This window comes from Hymenobacter sp. UV11, assembly GCF_004684095.1.
Taxonomy (GTDB): domain Bacteria; phylum Bacteroidota; class Bacteroidia; order Cytophagales; family Hymenobacteraceae; genus Hymenobacter.
In genome coordinates this window covers 249,286-269,698 of sequence record NZ_SRII01000005.1, presented here as the reverse complement: position 1 = coordinate 269,698, position 20,413 = coordinate 249,286, and the positions used below count along the sequence as shown (strand labels likewise).

Genomic DNA, 20,413 nt, shown 5'->3' with positions numbered 1-20,413 from the left:
GGGCTGCCCAGCGGGCAGCCCTTTACTTTTACGGCCTACTACGGCAAGCATTCGTCCCCAAAATCCGATTAATCCGACGAATCCGATAAATCCGCGGTTTAGACAAATGGGACAAATTGCACTTGAAGGACTGGAGTTTTTTGCCTTCCACGGCTACTATGATGAGGAGCAGAAAATCGGCAATAAGTACGGCATCGACCTTCATCTTAAGACGGACCTGCACGCCGCCGGCGCCTCCGACAAGCTGGCCGAAACCGTGAACTACGAGGTGCTCTACCGCATGGTGCTCGAAGAAATGCAGCACCCCGCGCGCCTGCTTGAGCACCTGGCCCACCGCATTCTCGACCGCGTGATGCAGGAGTTTGGGCAGGTGCGCCGGGCTGAGGTGAGCGTGTCGAAGTTCAATCCGCCGCTGGGCGGCATTTGCCAGCGGGCGCGCGTAACGCTGGTGCGCAAGCGCAAAGTGGGGGTAGGAGCTTAAGCCGCACGTAAGAATTGGAGCGCCGCGAGGGGTCGCGACTCTCCAATTTGTATGTCAAGCTAGTGAGACGCAAATAAAAATAATTTCGCTGACTACTAGGAGTTTGCGTCTTATTACGATAAATTTCGTACATTGTTTTTGCAATTACGAAGTCTCTCGTATAACCTTTGGTCTACGAAATAATTCGTACTGAACTTTTCCTCGCCTGACTCATGCCTAAAGCGCCCCCAAAACCTACGGATTCGGAACTGGAGATTCTGCACGTGCTCTGGCAGCACGGCCCCGCCACGGTGCGCACCGTGAACGAGCAGATGAGCCAGCAGCGCGAAATCGGTTATACCACGACCCTAAAAATCATGCAGCTGATGCTAGAAAAGGGCCTAGTGAGCCGCGACGACGAAGGCCGCAGCCACGTGTACCGGGCCGCCGTGCGCGAGCAAGACACCCAGGGGCTGCTGCTCGATAAGTTCGTGGCCGCCACCTTCGGCGGCTCGGCCCTGAAGCTGGTGATGCAGGCGCTGGGCAACCGCAAAACCTCGGCCGATGAGGTGGCCCAGATTCGCCGCTTGCTCAATGACATTGAGATTCAGAATGCTAACTCTTCACCTTCTCCTTCCGATGACAACGCTCCCGCTGTTTAACGATGTCGTATCGCCCGCGCTGGTGCGGGGGGTAGGGTTTGCGCTGCTGCATTCGCTGTGGCAGGGCGGGGTGCTGGCGCTGCTGCTGACGGGCGTGCTGCCGCTGCTGCGCCGCCAGCGCGCCGAGCTGCGCTACGCCGTGTCGGCCGGCGCGCTGGGCACGCTGGTGCTGGCTGTGGGGCTCACGTTTAGCTGGTATTACTACAGCGCGCCGCCCGTCGGGGCCGCGCCAGTGGCCGCAGCCTACGCGGCGAGCCAGCCGGCTGCGGTCGTTACGGAGGGGGTAGGGGCGATGCCCGCCGCCGCAACGTACGCCAGCAGCACGCCAGCCAAGTCGCTGGCCTGGTTGCAACTATCTGGCAGTAAGATAGAGCGTTACCTGCCCATGGTAGTAATTGCCTGGCTGCTGGGTTTGCTGCTGATGAGCGGCCGACTGGCGGGCGGCCTGCTCTACGCGGGCCGGCTGCGCCGGGCGGGTACCCAGGCGCTGGGGGCCGAGTGGCAGCAGCGCCTGGCGGCGCTGGCGAGTCGTGCGGGCCTGCGCCGGCCGGTGGCTTTGCTGGAATCGGCGCGGGTGGCGGGGCCGTTGGTGCTGGGGCACTTGCGCCCGGTAATTCTGCTGCCGCTGGGCGCGGTAGCGGGCCTCAGCCCGAGTTTGCTGGAAGCGCTGCTGGCGCACGAGCTGGCCCACATTGTGCGGCGCGACTATTTGCTGAACCTGGGCCTGGCGGTGGCCGAGGTGCTATTTTTCTACCATCCGGCGGTGTGGTTTATGGCGCATTGCCTGCGGGCCGAACGCGAAAACTGCTGCGATGACCAGGCCGCGGACCTCTGCGGCGGCGACCGCCTGCGGGTGGCCCGCGCCCTGGCCGCCCTGGCCGAACTCGAAACGGCCGCTACCTCGGTGCCGCGCCTGGCGCTGGCCGCGGCGGGTGGCGGGCGCGGCTCGCTGCTGGCGCGGGTGCGCCGGCTGGCCCTCAACCGGCCCCAGGCGCCCACCTTGAACGAGCGGCTGCTGGCCGGCTCGCTCACGCTACTGGGCTTGCTAGGCCTGAGTACCGGAGTAGTGCTGGCGGCTCGCCCCGCCCAAACGGTGCCCAACCAAACAGTACCGGCCGCTAGTTCGGCCGATACGGCGCGCCGCGTGGTGGTGCTGCCGCCGCTGCCTCCCGCGCCCCCGCTACCTCCCGCGCCGGCCGACGCGCCGACGCGCCTGGAACGCACGGTGCAAGTGGAAGTAGATGATGCCGCCTCGGCGCCGCGTCTGCGCCGCCTGCGTCCGGTACCTCCGCGCCGTGGCGAGGCTAGCACAGTCGTTATGGAGAAAGACAAGAAAGGCCGCATCGTGCGCCTGACTGTGGACGGCCAGCCCATCGAAACCGCTACCCCCGGCAAAAAAGCCAAGCGTGCCAAGGCCGTGCGCACCGTAGAAGTAGTGCGCGTACCTGAGCGCCCGGAACGCATGGAGCGACTAGAACGCATCGAAATGTCCGAACGCCCCGAGCGTCCCGAGCATCGGTCATTCAGCTTTAATTTCTCCGCGACCGGCCTGGACGGCGAGGCGCGCCGGGCCGCTGAGCAGGCCCTGAACGAAACCTTGCGCGACCCCAACCTCAACGCCGAGCAGCGCCGCGAGATAGAGCGGGAGCTGGCGCGCGTGCGGAAGCAGGGCGTGAAAGTAGATGTGCGCCCCATGCTGCGCGAGCTGCACCTGGATATTGATGGCATAGCCGATAATGACCGCAACACCGCTCGCCGCCACGTGCGCTACGATGTGCAAGCCCGGGTGGTAACCAGTGGCGCCGCCCATTCACCTCATCCCCGTTTTTATATAAAAAATGGCAAGATGAAAGTCTATAAGTCAGATTCTCAGGAAAGCGCCGAGGCCGACCGGGCCGCTGAGCAAGCCGACCGCGATGCTGCCCAAGCCGACCGCGCCGCCGAGCAGGCCAACCGCGAGGGCGACCGCGCCGAGCTAGCCGCCCGCCGCGCCGAGCTGCGCGCCCGCTTGGCCGCCGATGCCGCCGAGCTGCGGGCCCTGGAGCGCAGTGAGAGCCGGGGCCCCCGCCTGCCTACCCCCCCTCGCGCCCCGCGTGCGCCATTGGCGCCAATGATGCCGCAGACGCCGCCACCCCCACCGGCCCCGGCCGCTCCCAAAACGGCAGAGCTACGCGCCGCGCTGCGCAGCGATGGGTTGATTGGCAAGAACGACCGCAGCTTTTCTTTCCAGCTCACCGACAAGGGGGGCAAGGTGAATGGCCAGGCCCTCACGCCGGCCCAGGTGGCGCGCTACCGCCAGCTGCTGGACCAGCCGGCCAGTGGCAAGGGCAAAACCTCGACGTTTAACATTACTGTGAATGAGAATTAACTGATTGGTTGCTAGGGTAATGAATTGCGGGTTGGTCGTCTGGAAAGCAGATGGCTGGCCCGCTTTTTTGTGCCCGGCGCGGCCGTTTATTGTCTTTTTGTAAATTATTTTACTCCCCAATGTAACGTATGGCCACCCCGCCGGTACTCCCTACAAACCCCCTTACTACCGACCACCTTACCGCCGCCCGGATGCCCGCCGTCTCCGCCCCCACGTTCAGCGATGAAGCCCTGATGGCCCAGGTGCAAGCCGGCGACCTCGACCAGCTAACCGGGCTGTTTGAGCGCTACCACGGGCCGCTGTTTGGCTTCCTGGCCCGCCTGGCTAATGGCGACCGCGACCTGGCCCAGGACCTAACCCAGAACGTATTCGTGCGGGTGCTGCGCTACCGTACCAGCTACCAGCCGGGCCAGCCGTTTCGGGCCTGGGTTTACCAGATGGCCCGCCACGTGTGGTCCGACCACTACCAGCGCCAGCGCCCCACCGCCGACCTGGAAGAGGTCGAAAAAACGGCCAGCCACGGCCGCGCCGCCCACGCCCAGCGCGCCGCCACCGACCAGCACCAGGCCCTGCACGAAGCCCTGGCCCTGCTGCCCGCCGCCCAGCGCGAGGTGCTGGTGCTACACCGCTTCCAGGGCTTCGACTACGCCGAAATCGGCGAGCAGCTGGGCTGCACCGCCGGCGCCGCCCGCGTAAAAGCCCACCGCGCGCTGGATGCCCTACGTAAGATTTATTTGAGCTAAACAATTAACAATTAACAATTAACAATTAACAATTAACAATTAACAATTAACAATTAACAATTAACAATGAGCTTCTCTAACAATCTTCCACCCACCGACCCGGCTTGCGCCGAGCTGCGGCTCTGGCTTCCCGAGATGGCCGAGGGCCAGCCACTGCCGCCCGCGGTGGCCCACCTGGCCGCGCACCTGCCCACTTGCCCCGCCTGCCAGGCCGAGCTGGCCGAATTGCGCCAGCTCTTCAACGACCTCGACGCCCTACCCCCCGAACTGCCGCCCCTGGCGATGCGCGACGACTTCCAGGCCATGCTGGAGCAGGAAAAGGCGAAGCTGGCCGCAGCTTCGCCCACCGGCCTGACCATGCAGCGTGGTGCGCAGCCGCTACCGGTGGTTACTGCGCCACCAGCCACCAGCCACGCGCAGCCCACAACGAATAGCGACCAACGCGCTACGTTTACCTGGCTCCGCATTGCGGCCAGCGTGGCGCTGGTAGCCATTGGGGCGGTGCTGGGGCTGCTGCTGCGCGGCGGCCAGCCCACCGCGCCGCTGGCCCAAAATACCCCGGCGGAGCAGCCAACGCTCTCCATGAAGCTGGCCGCCGCCCGGCAGCAGCCGGCCACGGCCAGCCAGCGCCTGCAACTGGTGAGCCAGGCCCCGGCCCTGGTGACGGAGCCCAACGACCCGGCCGTGCTCACCCTCATCCACACCCTCGACACCGACCCCAACCCCAGCGTGCGGCTGGCCGCCTGCGAGGCCCTGGTGCGCCTGCGCGCCGACCCCCGCGTGGGCCCCGCCCTGGTAGAAGCCCTACCCCTCCAGACCGACCCCAACGTGCAGATTACCCTCATCGACGCCCTGGTGACGCTGCGCGAAAAACGCGCCGTGCCCGGCCTCGAACAGCTGGCCAAAAAGCCCGATGCGCTGCCCGCCGTGCGCCAGCAGGCCGAGAGCGGCTTGGGTCAGTTGATTTAATGAATGCCAGGAGGCGATTGTCATGACGAGCGAAGCGCGGCAATCGCCCCAGAACGACACCCACGCCGCTTGTTCGTCCATCGTTCGGATGCGATTGCCGCGCTTCGCTCGCCATGACAACCTTCTATTACGCCCGCTTTGCCTTCGTCTTATTATGAAAAAAATAGCTCTTCTCCTCCTGCTGGCCCTGCCGGCCGCCCTGCGCGCTCAGGAATTCAAAATGAAATTTACCAGCGCGACCAACCGTAAAGTGGTGCTCGACATGCGCGGCTCCGACGTGACGGTGGAGGGCTATGACGGCGACGAGCTACTGATTCGCGGCTCGGGCCACTACGAGGCACCGCCGGCCCTGGCCAACGGCCTGCGCGCCATCTACAGCGGCGGGGCCAGCGACAATACCCGCCTGGGCGTGTCGGTGGTGCCGGGCGATAATAATACCATTCGCATCACGGGCCTCACGCACGGCGACGACCGGTACACGGTGCGCCTACCGCGCCAAACCGACGTGTCGTTTGAGCAGATTACTTGGGGCGGCTCCGACGACCTGACGCTGCGCGACCTGGCCGGCCGCATCGAGGTTAGCCTCAAATCGGGCGATATCCGGCTGCTGAACGTGAGCGGCCCGGTGGTGGCCAACACCATCAGCGGCGATATTAAGGTGCAGTTTAGCGCCACGCCGACGCAGCCCAGCGCCGTGACTTCGGTGAGCGGCGACGTGGACGTGACCCTACCCCCCTCGGCCAAGGTGAGCCTCTCGATGCGCTCGATTTCGGGCGAAATCTACACCGATTTCGACCTCAACCTAGGCGGCGGCAACGGCCTGCGCCACGTGGGCGGCCAAACGGTGGAGGGCCGCGCCAACGGCGGCGGCGCCACCTTCTCGCTCAAGACTATTAGCGGCGACATTTTTGTGCGCAAAGCCAAGTAAATCAGTTAAATAAAGTCTTTAAATTCAGTTTAACGCGCTTTTTTATGAACCGCTTTTTACTCGCCGCCGGGCTACTGCTGGGCAGTTGGACTTCGGCCCAGGCCCAGCGCCTCGTGACCCAAACCGCTACTTTGGCTGCCGGCCAGGGCGTGTTTCTAGACCTAAAATTTGCCCACACTATCCGGGTGCGGCCGGGGGCCAGCCTAAGTGTGCAGGCCAAGGTCAGCATCAACGACAACCAGCAAAACGACCTCTACAACCTGGCGCTGGAAAAGGATGGCGCCGAGCTGAGCGTGGTTGAAAAGCTGGACGAAGACAAGCTGCGCGAAAGCCACTATACTGGTGATTGCGAGGGGGGTAGCCGCAATAACTCCGGCGGCGGCGTGCACGGCGGCTACACCCGCTCTAGCAAGACAGGCGGGATGCGGCCCACCGTGAGCTACCACAAAGGCGAGTACAGCTATTGCATGAAAATCGACTACGAGGTGACGGTGCCCGCCGGCGCGGCCCTGCGCATCAACACCCTCAGCGGCGACATCGACCTGAGCGGCCTGAGCGGGACCATCGCGGCCAAAACCGTGAGCGGCGACCTGCTGCTGAGCGCCCTTGCCGGGGCCGTAACGGTGCGCAGTGTGAGCGGCGACGTGAAGCTGAATAACCTCAGCGGCAATGCGATAGAAGCCAAAAGCGTGAGTGGTAACGTGGACCTGACCTGGCCCCCCGCCCAGGCCGCCCGCCTGAGCCTGCACACCGTGACGGGCGAAGTGTACGCCGACCCGGCCGTGAGCTTCAGCAACCTGAAGCAGCGCACCTACGTGGGCTACGAGCTGCACGGCAGCTACGGCAATGGCACCGGCCCGCTCGTAAAGCTGGAATCAGTGAGCGGTGACGTATTTTTCAGGAAAGATAAATAGGACGTAGAGAAGAATAAAAAAATAGTCGCGGAGCTAGACAACGGCTGGCATTGGCCAAGCGTCTATGGCCCGATTGTGCTTCTGCTTCACCCACCCATCATGTTGTTTGTTCAAGCTAAGCGGCTGCTTTTTGGCCTGCTGCTGGGCTGCCTCTACCTGGCCGGCCCCCCGCGGGTAGTCGCCCAAAAGAGCCTGACCGGCGCGGCGGCTGCCACCGCCATGCCGCGCCGCCAGCTGGCAGCCCAGCGCCCCGCTACCCCCCTCAAAATCGACGGCCTGCTCGACGATGCGGCCTGGCAGGCGGCCCCGGTAGCCAGCCAGTTCATTGAGCGGCGGCCCAGCCCCGGCCGGCCCGAGCGCCTACCCACCGAGGTGCGCGTGCTCTACGACGACGCGGCTATGTACGTGGGTGCCAAGATGATAGAAACAAGGCCCGACAGCATCAAGCGGGAGCTGACGCAGCGCGACAACGTGGGCAATACCGACTTTTTCGCGCTGTTTCTGGACCCGTACCGCGACCACCTCAACGGCTACGGGTTTTTCGTGATGAGCACCGGCGTGCAGATGGACACCCGCTACTCGCCCGCCAATGGCGAAGACGGCGCCTGGAACGCGGTGTGGGAAAGCCATGTGGCCCCGCTGCCCGACGGCCGAGGCTGGAGCGTCGAAATCCGGATTCCGTACTCGGCCATCCGGTTTGCGCAGGCGCCAGTGCAAACCTGGGGCGTCAATTTTATGCGCCAGCGTAAGGCCAGCAACCAGCAGTTTTTCTGGAACGCTATTCAGCCCAGCGTCGATGGCTTCGTGAACCAGTGGGGCGAGCTCACCAGCCTCGAAAACCTGCACCCGCCGCTGCGCCTTTCGCTCACGCCCTACGTGAGCGCCTACGCCAACCACTACCCCTACGACCTGGAGGGCAAGCGCAACACCAGCACCAGCTTCAACGCCGGCGCCGACATCAAATGGGGCATCAACGAGAGCTTCACGCTGGACGCCACGCTGATACCCGACTTTGGCCAGACTATCAGTGATAACCAGGTACTTAACCTGTCGCCCTTCGAGGTGCAGTACCAGGAAAACCGGCCATTTTTCACCGAGGGCACCGAGCTGTTTAACAAGGGCGGCTTGTTCTATTCGCGGCGGGTAGGGGCGCAGCCGCTGGGGTTTGGCGACGCGGAAGGGCAGTTGGCCAAGGGCGAGTTTCTGTACCAAAACCCCGGCGTGACGCGGCTCATTAATGCCACCAAGGTGTCGGGCCGCACCAGCAAGGGCCTGGGCATTGGGGTGTTCAATGCGGTGTCGGCGGCCAGCTACGCTACCCTGCAAGACTCGGCCAGCGGGCGCCAGCGCGAGCTGCTGACCCAGCCGCTGACCAACTACAACATTGTGGTGCTCGACCAGAGCCTACCCCACAATTCGTACGTGTCGCTCATCAACACCAACGTGACGCGCGTCGGCACGGCCTACGACGCCAACGTAACGGCCGGCCTGTTTCGCTTTGTGGATAAAAAGAACCAGTATGCCTTCAACGGCCAGCTCAACTATTCGCAGCGGCGCGGTAAAAACCTGTACTCCGAAACGCCGGTGAGCGACCAGAACGGCTACAAGTACTACCTCAACTACGGCAAGATTTCGGGCAACTGGACCTGGAACGTGGACCACGGCATCGAGTCGGATACCTACAACCCCAACGACCTGGGCATCCTGTTTGGCAACAACAACGTGAGCCAGTCGGCCACCGTCAACTACAACAAGTACGAGCCCTTCTGGAAGGTGAACAACCTCTACACCACGCTGGGCGCGTACCAGTCGCTGCTGTTCCGGCCGCTGCTGTATCAAGATGCGGGCATCTACGGCAGCCTCAGTACCACCTTCACCAAGAGCTTCTTATCGACCGGGTTTAACCTAAACCTGGACTTGGCCAAGCACGACTACTACGAGCCGCGCACCGCGCCGCTGGGCGGCTACTTCGTGCGGGTGCCCACCAGCTTCAACCTAGGCTACTACGCCTCGTCGGACTACCGCAAGAAGCTGGCCTACGACGTGAACATCGGCATCCGGCCCTACGCCCTCGACGACCGTTTTGAGCGCCCGCGCCGCTACGGCTTCGGCCTTACCCTGAGCCCGCGCTACCGGGTGAGTGACAAGCTGAACTTTCGCTATTCGTTTGATTATAGCCTGAAGGTGAATCAGATAGGCTACGTAAACGATGGCTTCGACCTGAGCCAGCCCATCGACCAGCTCTACAGCGACCTGCTGGGCCCCGACGTGCTGCTGGGCCGCCGCCGCGTGTCCACGTTCACCAACACGCTGACTACCAACTACACCTTCACCAACCGGCTCTCGTTCACGATGCGCGTGCGGCACTACGTGAGCACGGTGCACTACCTCGACTTTGCCCGCCTGCACCCTGGCGGGGTCGAGGAGCTGCTGCCCGGCTACCAGCGCAGCCACGACACCAGCTTCAACGCTTTCAACGTGGATGCCGCGCTGGTGTGGTGGTTTGCGCCCGGCTCGCAGGTAAGCCTGGTGTATAAAGACGCCACCGCCTCGTACCTGCTCGGCAACGAGGCTACCCCCCTCTATTTTGATAACCTTACCAACGTGGCCAACACGCCGCACAATAATAACGTGTCTATTAAGGTCTTGTATTACCTTGATTACCTGAGTCTACGGGCGCGCAGCAGGGGGTAAGACCCCGGCTACCGCACGCCGCCCACGCGCCGGGCCACCGTGGCCAGCGCCAGGCTGAGGCCAGCGGCGAGGGGTAGGGCGCCCGGCAGCCAGTGCAGCCAGGCTGCGCCGCCGCCCAGCGTCCCAGCCCCAAATGCCAGCCACAGCGCCACGGGCCACAGCCAGTCCTGGGCCGGGGCGGCGCCACTGAGCCAGTCGGCCAGGCCCGTGCCAAAGCGCACGAGTGTGCCCGTCACGAAGGTGAGGCTGACTTTGACGCTCCCCACCTGGTGCACGCTGGCATTGAGTGCGCCCATGGCCAGCACGAGGCTGGCGATGGCGGCGGGGGGTAGGAAGTGGGCCAGCAAGAGCAAGGCGGCTATTAAAATCAAAATCAGGGTATTGCCCCACGCGCCGGCGCGGCGGTGCAGCAGGCTGCCCCCGGCCACGCCCGCCACAAACAGGGTTATCACGCCGTCCACTTCGCCGGCCTTGGCGGCGTTTTCATGAGCCACGGCCACGCCCAGCGCCGTGGTGTTGCCGCTCATAAACGACACGAATAACCCCGCAAACCGCAGGTAGCTCACGGCATCGACGTAGCCGGCCAGCGCCACCAGCGCCAGCGTAAAGCTGAGCGCCGGCAAAGGAAGCGCAGGCGGGGTAGGAGCGGGGGTAGGCATGGGGCGAAAGCAACAAACCGGCGCGGACGCTCGGCAACGTTGCCGACAACGATTGCGCAAAGAAAAGCGCGGGCACGGGCGCATTGGCTGCGCAGGCGGGGCATATTTGCGGCTTCCCACCCTTTTTGTTCCGAATTGTATGCTGTTAGGTTTTGGACTGCGCCACGCGTTTTTATTAACCACAATGGCCACTAGCTGGGCCCTGCACCCCGGCGAGCCGGCGGCACCCGCGCCATTGCTGGCCTACCCCGGCGCCGAGGGAGCAGGGCGCTTCACCACGGGTGGGCGCGGCACGGCGGCCATGCCTACCACGGTGCTCGAAGTCACGAATCTGAAAGATGATAACCTGCCCGGCAGCCTGCGCTACGCCGTGCAGCTCAGTGCCAAAAAAGCCCCGGCGCGCACCATCGTGTTTCGGGTGGCGGGCACCATTCACCTGCTTTCACCGCTGACTATCAATAAGCCCAACACGACTATCGCGGGCCAAACGGCCCCCGGCGGCGGCATTTGCCTGGCCGACTACCCCGTGACGGTGCACGCCAACAACGTGATAGTGCGCTTCGTGCGGTTTCGCATGGGCGACAAGAACCAGAACCAGGGCTTCAAGGATGGCGCTGGCGGCGACGATGCCTTCGGCGGCAACCGCAACCATCAGCTCATCATCGACCATTGCTCGATGAGCTGGAGCACCGACGAGGCGTTTTCGGTGTACGAGGGCGACAGCACGACCCTGAGCTGGAACCTCATCGGGCCGCCGCTCAACTACTCGTATCACTTTGAGGAAGGCGACAAGGATTATGAGCACCACGGCTACGGCGGCATCTGGGGCGGGCAGCACAGCAGCATGCACCACAACCTGTTTGTGCACTGCAACAGCCGCACGCCGCGCTTCAACGGCAGCCGCTACACCCACCCGGCGGGCTTCGAAAACTGTGACTTCCGCAACAACGTCATTTACGACTGGGGTGAGAATAACGTGTATGCTGGTGAGGGCGGTAACTACAACATTGTCAACAACTACTATAAGCCCGGTCCCAGTACCAAGCCCGCCGTGCGCGCCCGCCTGCTGAACCCCTACAAGCTCGAAAAAGGCAGCAACCCGCTGCCCTACGGCAAATTCTACGTCACCGGCAACTACCAGGAGGCCAGCGCCGAAGTAACCGCCCACAACTGGCGCGGCGTAGACATGAACGACGGTACCCGCGCCGATACGGCCCTCTCGAAAGTCACCACGCCTTTTGACCTCGGCCCCGTCAGCACCCAGCCCGCTCAGGAAGCCTACAACCTGGTGCTGGAGAAAGCCGGTGCCAGCCGCCCCCTGCGCGACACCCTCGACCAGCGCATGGTGCGCGAGGTGCGCACCCGCACTGGCCGCATTATCGACGTGCAGGGCGGCTACGCCCACGGCACGCCCTACGAAGTTTCGCAAAAGGCTTGGCCCGTATTGAAAGCCGGCCCTACCCCCCCCGATACCGACCACGACGGCCTGCCCGACGCCTGGGAAACCGCCCACAAGCTGAACCCTAAGGACGCGGCTGACCGCGGTAAAATTGGCCCCGGCGGCTATCCTATGCTGGAAGTGTATCTGGCTGAATTGGCGGGCCAGTAGCGTAGACGGTTCGCCATTCGCGTTCACCTCACCCCCTATCCCCCTCTCCCGTGGAGAGGGGGATAGGGGGTGAGCGGCTGCGCTGGAAAGGCAATAACTTATCCCTTCTGCCACAGCCCATGAAAGCCCAGCGGAATATTATGCGGCAGCCGCAGCCGGGCCAACGTGCGCAGGTCGGCGGCGTCGGCCACGAGTAGGTCGGTGGTGCTGGTGCTGGCATCGAAGCGCAGGTAGGCCAGGTAGCCGTCGTCCTCGCGGGTCGAGCCGGCACGCGGCACCACCACGGGCTCGCTGCACAGCGTGTCGGGCGCGTGGGCGTGGCGCACCTCGCCGGTGTGCACATCGAGCTTAAGCAGGTGGTCGAGCAGGGGTAGGGGCGAGCTGGCGGGCCGCCCGATGGTCCAGGTGTAGCGGTAGGGCTGGCCCAGGTGGCCGGGGTGAATCTCGGGCAGCTCGCCCTCGCAGTCGCCCAATGATTGCCGCGTCACGGCGCCAGCCACCAGGTCGAGGCGGAAGCGCACGAACCGCGCCTGCGGCTGGTCGTCGGGCAGGTTGCCGGCCAAGTAGGCCTTGATGGCGGCCGAATCGGGGTAGTTGCCGAGCAGTAGCGCATCGACTACCAGCGTGCCGTCGGCGTCCTGGTAGCCATTCACGAAGTGAAAGGCGAAGCCAAACGCGGTGTGCAGCCGGTGCACGGTGCCGTCGGGGGCCACCACCACAATCTGGGTCGGCTGGCCCGTATCGACCTTAATGGAAGCCGCCGGCGAGGTCAGCCCCGCGAAAGCCCGAAACACATCAAACGCCACTGGCGTGAGGAAGAAAATCTGGTGCCCGCTGGCCGTCAGCACAAAGTCGTGGGCGAAGTGAGCGTCGGCCAGTGGCAGCACGTGGGCCACGCGCGCCGCGCCGGCCGGGCTCACTTCGTAGAGCACCAGCCGGTGCTTGCTGCCCGCCACGGTGCCGAAGTTGTGCAGCACGCCGGTGGTGGGGTGCACCTTGGGGTGGGCCGAAAAGGGCATTTCGGGCGTGATGCGCCGGTCGAGCCAGCCAAACGGATTGCGCAGCACCCCGCCGTAGTCGAAGCGGCCCAGCGTGGCCAGCGACTCGGGGTCGAGGGCGTGGGGTAGGCCGCCTTCCCACAGCGCCAGCAGGTGGCCGCCGTGCTCGATGAGGCTGGTATTGGCAGTATTTTTAAACTGCGTTTTGCCAAAATTGGCCCGAAGCCCGCCCGGCAAATTGGTGCCGAAGCTGCGGTAGAGCATCTTGTCGGCGGCTTCTTCGGCCACAAACTCGTCGGTGCGCACGTAGCGGTTGCGGTAGGTTACGCGCTGGCCATCAAAGCGAAACCGCGCCACCATGCCATCGCCATCGAAGAGGTGGTCGTAGAGCACGCCGTGCTGCTCAAAGTGGCCGTTGCCGTTGCGCAGCAGCGTGCCCACCAAATCGGGAGGTAGGGCGCCCTCCACCAATTCCAGCGCCACATCATCAAATTCGGGCGTGCGGCGGCGGTTGCCTTCCAGGTAAGTGAGCAGGGTAGGGTAGTGGCGAACGGGCATTGGGCGCGGGCTAGGGTGCGCGCAGCTAACGAGCGCCGGCCGCAATAAGTGACACCCGCGCCCGTACTTCGCGCCATGCAGCTCATCTCCGTCAATACCGCCCTGCCGCAAGATGTGGCGTGGCAGGGCAAAACCATCCGCACCAGTATCTTCAAGCAGCCCGTGGCGGGCCCGGTAGCCATGCTGGCCCAGCACCTGGCCGGCGATGGCCAGGCCGACCTGCGCGTGCACGGTGGCCCCGACAAAGCGGTGTACGCCTACCCGCAGGAGCATTGGGACTACTGGCGGCAGCTCCTACCCCCCGCCCAGCTAGTACCCGGTGCCTTCGGCGAAAACCTGACCACGCGGGGTTTGCTCGAAACGGAGGTGCGCGTGGGCGACTGCTTCCAGCTCGGTACGGCAGTGCTCATGGCTGTGCAGCCCCGCCAGCCCTGCTTCAAATTGGGTATCCGTCTGGCGCGGCCGGGCATCGTGCGCGAATTCGAGCTGGCGCGCCGCAGCGGCATCTACTTTCGGGTGCAGCAGCCCGGCACGTTGCAGGCCGGCGATGCTATTACGCTGGTGCAGCGTTCAGCCTTTGCGGCTACCATTCAGGATATGGCGGACTGCCTCGCGCCCGGCCCGCATGATTTGGAGAAGGTACGGTCGCTGCAGGCCACGCCTTATTTGTCTGCTTCCTGGCAGCAGCGGCTAAGTGCTCTGTTGACCAAGTCTACTCCGCTAGACTAATAGCCGGGTGGGATAGGAAAGGGTTCAATACCTCTATAGACTGACTGCATTTTCTTTTAGTTTGCTGGAAGATTACATCTGCGTGATAACTTGCATGAAGTAATGTAATCGCATATTTATGACTCCAACTGAGGGAATCTTAGGCTTGCTCACAGCTGCCGTGGCAGGTAATCCGGCATCCGTGTTTATAGAGAAAGTTTCTGCCGCAATTGAAGGTGGGCTAAAACCGTGGCAACTCCGCAGAGTAGCATCAGCAGAGATGGATGCTTCTGTAATTAAGGCCGAAGGAGATGGAAAGATTGCCGAAATACAGCAGCGAGCTGCACTTCGTGTCGCTGCTGAAGAGGTGCGTAATCAACAAAATATTGAAGCAGCAATAATTAAAGCATTACCAAATATTAAAGCGGATGCTAAACCGGAAGAAATGGACAATGATTGGCTTGCCAATTTTTTTGATAAGTGTCGATTAATTTCGAATGAAGAAATGCAAAAACTCTGGGCGCAGGTGTTGGCGGGTGAGGCTAATAGTCCAGGTTCTTTTTCGCATAGAACTATAAATTTTCTATCTTCTATGTCTCAAAAGGATGCTGAAGATTTTAGGCTATTATGTTCATACGGTTGGTATAATGAAAATGGAAGTATGACCCCTGTAATATTTAAGATAGAAAGCGAAGATTTACCCATAAAAATATCATTCAACCAATTTCAACACCTTGAAGACATTGGATTGATAAAATTTCAATCAGGAATGTTTAGCAATAGTTATTCATTGCTGAAAAATTGCAATACTTTCTCATATTTAGGAAGAGTATATGAAATAAAATGTAAGTCTGATTCTGATGCTAGCGAAAAGGATAGAGGAGTTTCAATTGGTAAAATTATTCTCACAAAATTAGGCGATGAATTGGCTTTAGTTTGCCAGCCAGTGCAAGATGAAAAAGTAGTAGAATATACTTTCAAAGTGTGGGAGCATAATCATATAATAACAGAAGTTATAAAATAGTTACTTAATATTCAGCAATTCAAAACTTATCCCCGAAGATTCCTTTCAGTATTAGTTCTTTCGCCTCTATAAGATTTCTTTAAAAACAAGCTAGCTAAAATAAAGGCATTAGCTAAGCTCAGATGCTAATTAATTACCCCGATTTAGCTAAACCCTACCCCCGCCCCAGCAGCTGCCCCGCCGCCGCCCACGGCGTGAGCTGCCCCGCCGCCACCGCCGCCCGCACGCCCGGCAGCGCACTTTGCACGCCCGTCCGGCCGTAGAACTGCGCCTCCAGCGCCTGGCGCACCGCTTCTTCCAGCCATTGGAGCTGCTGCTGGGCGCGGCGCTGCTGCCAGTAGCCGCTGGCCTGGGTTTGGGCGGCGTACTGCTCCACCAGTGCCCAGGCCTCGGGCAGGCCCGCGCCGCTGAGGGCCGAGCAGGTGCGCACGGGCACCGTCCAGCCCGAGGCGGCGGGCGGGAAGAGGTGCAGCGCGCCTTCGTAGTCGCGGGCGGCGCGGCGGGCGGCCTGCTCGTTGCCGGCGTCGGCCTTGGTAATAAGCAGGGCATCAGCCATTTCCATAATGCCGCGCTTCACGCCTTGCAGCTCGTCGCCGGCGCCGGCCAGCATGAGCAGCAGGAAGAAATCGACCATGCCGTGCACGGCCACTTCGCTCTGGCCTACCCCCACGGTTTCAACGAAGATGACGTCGTAGCCGGCCGCCTCGCACAGCAGCAGCGCCTCGCGGGTGGCGCGCGCTACCCCCCCCAGGCTGCCCGACGCCGGCGAGGGCCGAATGAACGCCCGCGGGTGCAGCGTAAGCTGCGGCATCCGAGTTTTATCGCCCAGGATGCTACCGCCGCCGCGCGGCGAGCTGGGGTCCACGGCCAGCACGGCCAGCTTCTTGCCCAGCTTTTCGACCAGATGCAGCCCCAGCGCCTCAATAAAGGTGCTTTTGCCCACGCCCGGCACGCCCGTGATGCCCAGCCGCAGCGCGCCGCCGGTGTGGGGCAGCACCGCTTGCAATACCTCCTGCGCCAACGCCTGGTGCGCAGGTAAGGTACTTTCTACTAAGGTGATGGCGCGGGCCAGGGTGCCGCGCTGCCCGGCAGCGAGGCCCTGGGCGTAGTCGGCGGCGGAGAGAGGGGGAGCAGGCACGGCCGCAAAATACGCATTGCCCCAAGCTTAGGCCAGCGAGTGGGGCGGGCCGCCGGGGTAGTAAATGGTGCCGTTGGGAGATAAATTGTGTTTTGGGAAGAAGGGTGGCCCTGTCTTTGTCTACGCCTGCCCATTCTACCGGCTTTTCTTATTTCTGTGAAAAAGTATATTTCCTGGCTGCCTGCGGCGCTGGGCCTGCTGGCCGCCACGCCCGCGCTGGCCCAGAACGAATTGAGTAATTTCTCGGCCACCGGCCGGGGCGGGGTCGTCAACACCTTTGCCACCGACTACCAGGCGCTGGGCATCAACCCGGCCAACCTGGGCCGGCAAAGTACCAGTCTGGTAGCCTTTACCGTGGGTGAGGTAGGGGCCGGCGTGGGCTCGCAGTCGCTCACCAATAGCCAGCTCAAGCAGCTCATCTTTCACCCTAACGCTACCCTCCCGGCCGCCGAGCGCACCGCGCTGGTAGCCAACCTGAATAGCCCAAACGCGTTGAATATCAACGTAGATGCCACGGCCCTGGGCCTGGCCTTCACGCTGCCGCCCGGCCTGGGCAGCGTGGCCGTGTCGATGCACCAGCGCCTGAGCGGCCACCTGGCCCTCAACCAAAACAGCGCCGACCTTATGGTGAATGGCCAGAACGCGGCCCTCGTGCAGCAGTACTACGACGCGGCTGGCAACCCGCGCCGCGGCACTACGCCGCCGCTGCTCTCGGCCGCGCTCGACGGCACGGCCATGCAGCTGGCCCTCACCAACGAGTTCAATATTGGCTACGGCGTGGAGGTGCTCGACGTGCCGGGCGTGCTCACCGTCACGGCCGGGGCGGGCTACCGCTACCTGCAGGGGGTAGGGATTGCCGACGTGCGCAGCAGCGGCGGCAGCCTGTCGGCGTACTCGTCGCTGTCGCCGATTTTCAGCATTAACTACGGCACCCTGGCTGGTAATTCCAATTTTAACTACCAGAATGGCAGTGGCTTGCAACCGGTGGGCCACGGCAATGGCTTCGACCTGGGCCTGGCTGCCGAAGTGGGCAAGGTGGTGCGTCTAGGCGTATCGGTAACGGACCTCGGCTCGATGACCTGGACCGGCAACGTGCTCACGGCCACGGACCAAAACCTGGCCTACCCCCAGTACAGCGGCCTCACGACCTACAACGTGGTGCAAAACGTCGTCAACCAGTTTGGCGACGCTGGCCAAACACTTCTCACCTACCAAACGGCGCAGGAACGCCGCGCCGACCTGCCCACCAAGCTGCGCCTGGGCGGCGGCGTGCGCATCTCGGAGCTATTTGAGGCGGGCCTCGACGTGACGGTGCCGCTCAACCAGGTGGCCGGCAACCTCCCTACCCCCTTCGTGGGCGCCGGTCTCGACTTCAAGCCCGTGCGCTGGGTGCGCCTGAGCACCGGCGTGAGCGGCGGCGCCGGCTACAACGTGAGCCTCCCGCTGGGCATCACGTTCGTGACGCCGGTGTGGGAAGCGGGCCTGAGCACCCGCAGCGTGCTCGGCTATTTCTCGGAAAATAACCCGTATGCCTCAGTGGCGCTGGGCTTTCTGCGCTTTCGGGTCGGTAAAAGCTAAACTTTTTCAATCATCAATTATCAGTCATCAATTATCAATCATCAGAACGCCTGTCATCCTTAATCTGGTGTCCGCTCACGAAGAACCTTGTCACGCCCGAACGACTCGTTCACGGGCAAAAGGTCTTTCGCAAGCGGACGCCAGACAAGGATGACAGGCGTTCTGATGATTGATAATTGATGACTGATAATTGAATTAAACCCTACTTCACGTCGGTCACTTCCACATCGAAGCGCAGCACGGAGTTGGCTGGTACGCTGGTGCCCGCGCCGGTGAGGCCGTAGGCGAGGTTGGAAGGAATGAGCAGCGTGGCTTTATCACCCTTGTGCATCAGGGCAATACCTTCGTCGAAGCCAGGGATAACCTGCTTGGGCGTGGCGCCTACGACAAACTGCAGGGGCACATTGCCGTGCTGCGACGAGGCGTCGAACACGGTACCGTCGAGCAGCTTACCGGTGTAAAGCACCGATACCGTTTTGCCGGTCGTGGTGGCGGCCGTGGCATTGGTGATGCCCGGCACGAAATACAGGCCCGAGGCCTGCTTCTGGGCCGTCGTGATGGAGTTGAGGGCTATGTAATTCTTGATGAGCTTGTCGTCGGTGAGGGCGAAGTTGATGTCCGTCAGCTTCACGTTGAAGCGCACCACCGAATTGGCCGGAATGGCCGAACCACCGCCGTTGGGGCCATAGGCCAGGCCTGACGGGATGATGAAAATGGCCGAGTCGCCGAGGTGCATGAGCGCGGTACCCTCATCAAAGCCCGGAATGACCTGCCCGGCCCCGAGCTTAAAGCTAACGGGCACATTGTTGTGCAGCGAAGAGGCGTCAAACGTGGTGCCGTCGAGCAGCTTGCCGGTGTAGAGCAGCGATACTGTGTTACCGTCCACTTTGCCGGCCACGGGCTTGGCGGCCGAGGCATTAGTCACCAGCGGCACGTAGTACAGCCCCGAGGTTTGCTTCTGGGCGGTAGTTAGTGAGTTGGTGGCCAGGTACTTGGTGATGGTCGCGTCGTCGGTCGCGGTATAGTCGGGGGTAGCGGTGGTATCGTCCTTCTTGCAGGCCGTAGTGAGCAGGCCGGCAGTCAGCAACCCCAGCAGCGCCACGGGCAAGCGGCGCAATTTTCCCGAAAAAAATGTTTTCATACGTGGTTTTTTTGTGCAAAACTAACTCCGCCGGGCTGCAGGTTCCGCAGTTGGTCAAATAAAGGTTGCCCAAACTAACGCCCTACCTTATGGCTCGGTGATGAAGGCGGGCAGGCCAAGCTTGCTGCGGCGGCCGCCCAGGTTCAGGCCGTCGTCGACGTAGTTACAGGCCGGGCCGCTGGCATTGGGGCTTTGAATGACGCCCAGGAAGGAGTTATCCTCGCGGGCCACGTAGATTTTGCCGTCGGGCGCGCGCTGCAAGGCCCCGATTTTGTGGTTGGAAGAATGGCCCACTACCTCGGCTTTCTTGGTTTTAAGGTCGATTTGGATGAGCTGGGTTTGGCTGGCTTTGGCCTGGCCGATGGCCCCGGCGCTGTTGCCGTTGCAGGTGCCGTAGAGCTTGGTGCCGTCGGGCGAAAACTCGACGCCGTAGGCCTCGGCGTAGGGCCCGAAGCCGCGCGGGTTGCTCACTTTGCCGGTGCTGCGGTCAAAGTCATAGACCTCAAACTTGTTGTTGTCGCGCCAGAGCGCGGCGGCCAGCTTGGTGCCGTCGGGCGAGAATTTGAGGGCCCCAATAGCGTTGCCGCCGGGGCCGGCGTTCATGCTGCCCACGTTGCTGAGCAGCGGCTTGCCGGCCTGCACGCCCTCGGCCGTGACGAGGTAGCTCACGAAGGCGTTGGAGTTCCAGCGGTGGGCCACCACCCACACGTCGCGGCCGTTGGGGTGGCGTACGGCGGCCAGCTTCTCGGCTACCGGCGTCAGCAGTAGAATGTTAGCGCGGGGTACGTCGCCCATGCCATCGGCGCGGGTCATGTCCACTACCGAGTAGCGCAGGCCGTCGTGCCCGCCCTGGGCAGCCACCGTGAAGACGTAGAAGATATTGCCCGAGCCGGGGTCGGGCACGATGAGCGCCGACTGCGTGCTGCTGCCGCTGCCCATGAGGTGGCGGCCGCTGGGCATGGGCTGGTGCAGGCGGTTCCACACGGTTTGGCCGTCGGTGTAAAAAAGCAGCTCGCCGCGCTTGGTGGTGGCCACGGCGCAGCCCTCGTAGGTGGTCATCTTGCCGTTGAGCAGGGGGGTAGGGGCACCCTCGGCAAAGCTCAGGCCGGCTTGCTGTCCAAAATACCAGGCGTCGGTAGGCCGCTGGGCAGCAGCGGGTTGCAGCAGGAAAAGGAGGGCGAAGAACGCCAGGAAAAGACGGGACATAAGCGGAAGAACAAGAGGGTAACGCCCCCCTAAACGAAAAAACCGTGCCGATAGCA

General features: G+C 62.6%; 17 protein-coding genes. 12 read left to right on the top strand and 5 right to left on the bottom strand.

The features are described from left to right. The first annotated feature begins 106 nt into the window (after positions 1 to 106). From folB to E4631_RS10825, 8 genes are all read left to right on the top strand, one after another. Positions 107 to 481 (top strand): dihydroneopterin aldolase, encoded by a 375-nt coding sequence (folB, locus tag E4631_RS10860; RefSeq protein ID WP_133655389.1) that lies wholly within the window; start codon positions 107 to 109, stop codon positions 479 to 481. Positions 482 to 693: 212 nt separating this feature from the next. Beyond that, positions 694 to 1,122 (top strand): BlaI/MecI/CopY family transcriptional regulator, encoded by a 429-nt coding sequence (locus E4631_RS10855; protein WP_133655390.1) that lies wholly within the window; start codon positions 694 to 696, stop codon positions 1,120 to 1,122. Then, positions 1,100 to 3,490: a M56 family metallopeptidase gene (locus E4631_RS10850; protein ID WP_133655391.1), complete on the top strand. Its 2,391-nt coding sequence runs from the start codon at positions 1,100 to 1,102 to the stop codon at positions 3,488 to 3,490. The genes E4631_RS10855 and E4631_RS10850 overlap by 23 nt, the downstream gene beginning before the upstream one ends. A gap of 128 nt (positions 3,491 to 3,618) precedes the next feature. Further along, on the top strand, positions 3,619 to 4,233 hold the full coding sequence (locus E4631_RS10845; RefSeq protein WP_133655392.1) for an RNA polymerase sigma factor: 615 nt from the start codon (positions 3,619 to 3,621) through the stop codon (positions 4,231 to 4,233). A gap of 66 nt (positions 4,234 to 4,299) precedes the next feature. Next, positions 4,300 to 5,202: a HEAT repeat domain-containing protein gene (locus E4631_RS10840; protein WP_133655393.1), complete on the top strand. Its 903-nt coding sequence runs from the start codon at positions 4,300 to 4,302 to the stop codon at positions 5,200 to 5,202. 154 nt (positions 5,203 to 5,356) lie between these two features. Further along, positions 5,357 to 6,130: a DUF4097 family beta strand repeat-containing protein gene (locus tag E4631_RS10835; RefSeq protein ID WP_166647908.1), complete on the top strand. Its 774-nt coding sequence runs from the start codon at positions 5,357 to 5,359 to the stop codon at positions 6,128 to 6,130. Positions 6,131 to 6,174: 44 nt separating this feature from the next. Further along, the gene (locus E4631_RS10830; protein WP_133655395.1) at positions 6,175 to 7,044 is read left to right on the top strand and encodes a DUF4097 family beta strand repeat-containing protein; all 870 of its coding nucleotides are present in this window, start codon (positions 6,175 to 6,177) and stop codon (positions 7,042 to 7,044) included. Between the two features lie 99 nt (positions 7,045 to 7,143). After that, positions 7,144 to 9,738, top strand: coding sequence for a DUF5916 domain-containing protein (locus E4631_RS10825; protein ID WP_133655396.1), 2,595 nt, complete (start codon positions 7,144 to 7,146; stop codon positions 9,736 to 9,738). Between the two features lie 8 nt (positions 9,739 to 9,746). Here the strand turns inward: E4631_RS10825 and E4631_RS10820 are convergent, their stop codons facing one another. Then, entirely contained in the window at positions 9,747 to 10,397 is a 651-nt protein-coding gene (locus tag E4631_RS10820; RefSeq protein ID WP_166647909.1) for a YoaK family protein, read from the bottom strand. Between the two features lie 184 nt (positions 10,398 to 10,581). Between E4631_RS10820 and E4631_RS10815 the strand changes: the two genes are divergently transcribed. Next, on the top strand, positions 10,582 to 12,006 hold the full coding sequence (locus E4631_RS10815; protein ID WP_133655398.1) for a polysaccharide lyase family 1 protein: 1,425 nt from the start codon (positions 10,582 to 10,584) through the stop codon (positions 12,004 to 12,006). Positions 12,007 to 12,104: 98 nt separating this feature from the next. Here E4631_RS10815 and E4631_RS10810 read toward each other — a convergent pair whose 3' ends face one another. Further along, complete coding sequence (locus E4631_RS10810) at positions 12,105 to 13,562, bottom strand: carotenoid oxygenase family protein (protein ID WP_133655399.1); 1,458 nt, start codon at positions 13,560 to 13,562, stop codon at positions 12,105 to 12,107. A gap of 75 nt (positions 13,563 to 13,637) precedes the next feature. On the opposite strand from E4631_RS10810, the gene E4631_RS10805 reads away from it, so the two are divergent. Together E4631_RS10805 and E4631_RS10800 are read left to right on the top strand one after the other, a co-directional pair. Next, a complete protein-coding gene (locus tag E4631_RS10805) occupies positions 13,638 to 14,291 on the top strand; it encodes an MOSC domain-containing protein (RefSeq protein WP_133655400.1) in 654 nt (217 codons plus the stop codon). A 118-nt stretch (positions 14,292 to 14,409) separates the two neighbouring features. Then, on the top strand, positions 14,410 to 15,294 hold the full coding sequence (locus E4631_RS10800) for a DUF2806 domain-containing protein (protein WP_133655401.1): 885 nt from the start codon (positions 14,410 to 14,412) through the stop codon (positions 15,292 to 15,294). A 154-nt stretch (positions 15,295 to 15,448) separates the two neighbouring features. Here E4631_RS10800 and meaB read toward each other — a convergent pair whose 3' ends face one another. Next, positions 15,449 to 16,432, bottom strand: coding sequence for a methylmalonyl Co-A mutase-associated GTPase MeaB (meaB, locus tag E4631_RS10795; RefSeq protein ID WP_133655402.1), 984 nt, complete (start codon positions 16,430 to 16,432; stop codon positions 15,449 to 15,451). 156 nt (positions 16,433 to 16,588) lie between these two features. On the opposite strand from meaB, the gene E4631_RS10790 reads away from it, so the two are divergent. Further along, positions 16,589 to 18,010, top strand: coding sequence for a DUF5723 family protein (locus E4631_RS10790; RefSeq protein WP_133655403.1), 1,422 nt, complete (start codon positions 16,589 to 16,591; stop codon positions 18,008 to 18,010). A 202-nt stretch (positions 18,011 to 18,212) separates the two neighbouring features. Here the strand turns inward: E4631_RS10790 and E4631_RS10785 are convergent, their stop codons facing one another. Then, the gene (locus E4631_RS10785) at positions 18,213 to 19,151 is read right to left on the bottom strand and encodes an FKBP-type peptidyl-prolyl cis-trans isomerase (protein ID WP_133655404.1); all 939 of its coding nucleotides are present in this window, start codon (positions 19,149 to 19,151) and stop codon (positions 18,213 to 18,215) included. A gap of 87 nt (positions 19,152 to 19,238) precedes the next feature. After that, on the bottom strand, positions 19,239 to 20,357 hold the full coding sequence (locus E4631_RS10780; RefSeq protein ID WP_133655405.1) for a YncE family protein: 1,119 nt from the start codon (positions 20,355 to 20,357) through the stop codon (positions 19,239 to 19,241). Between the last annotated feature and the right edge of the window lie 56 nt (positions 20,358 to 20,413).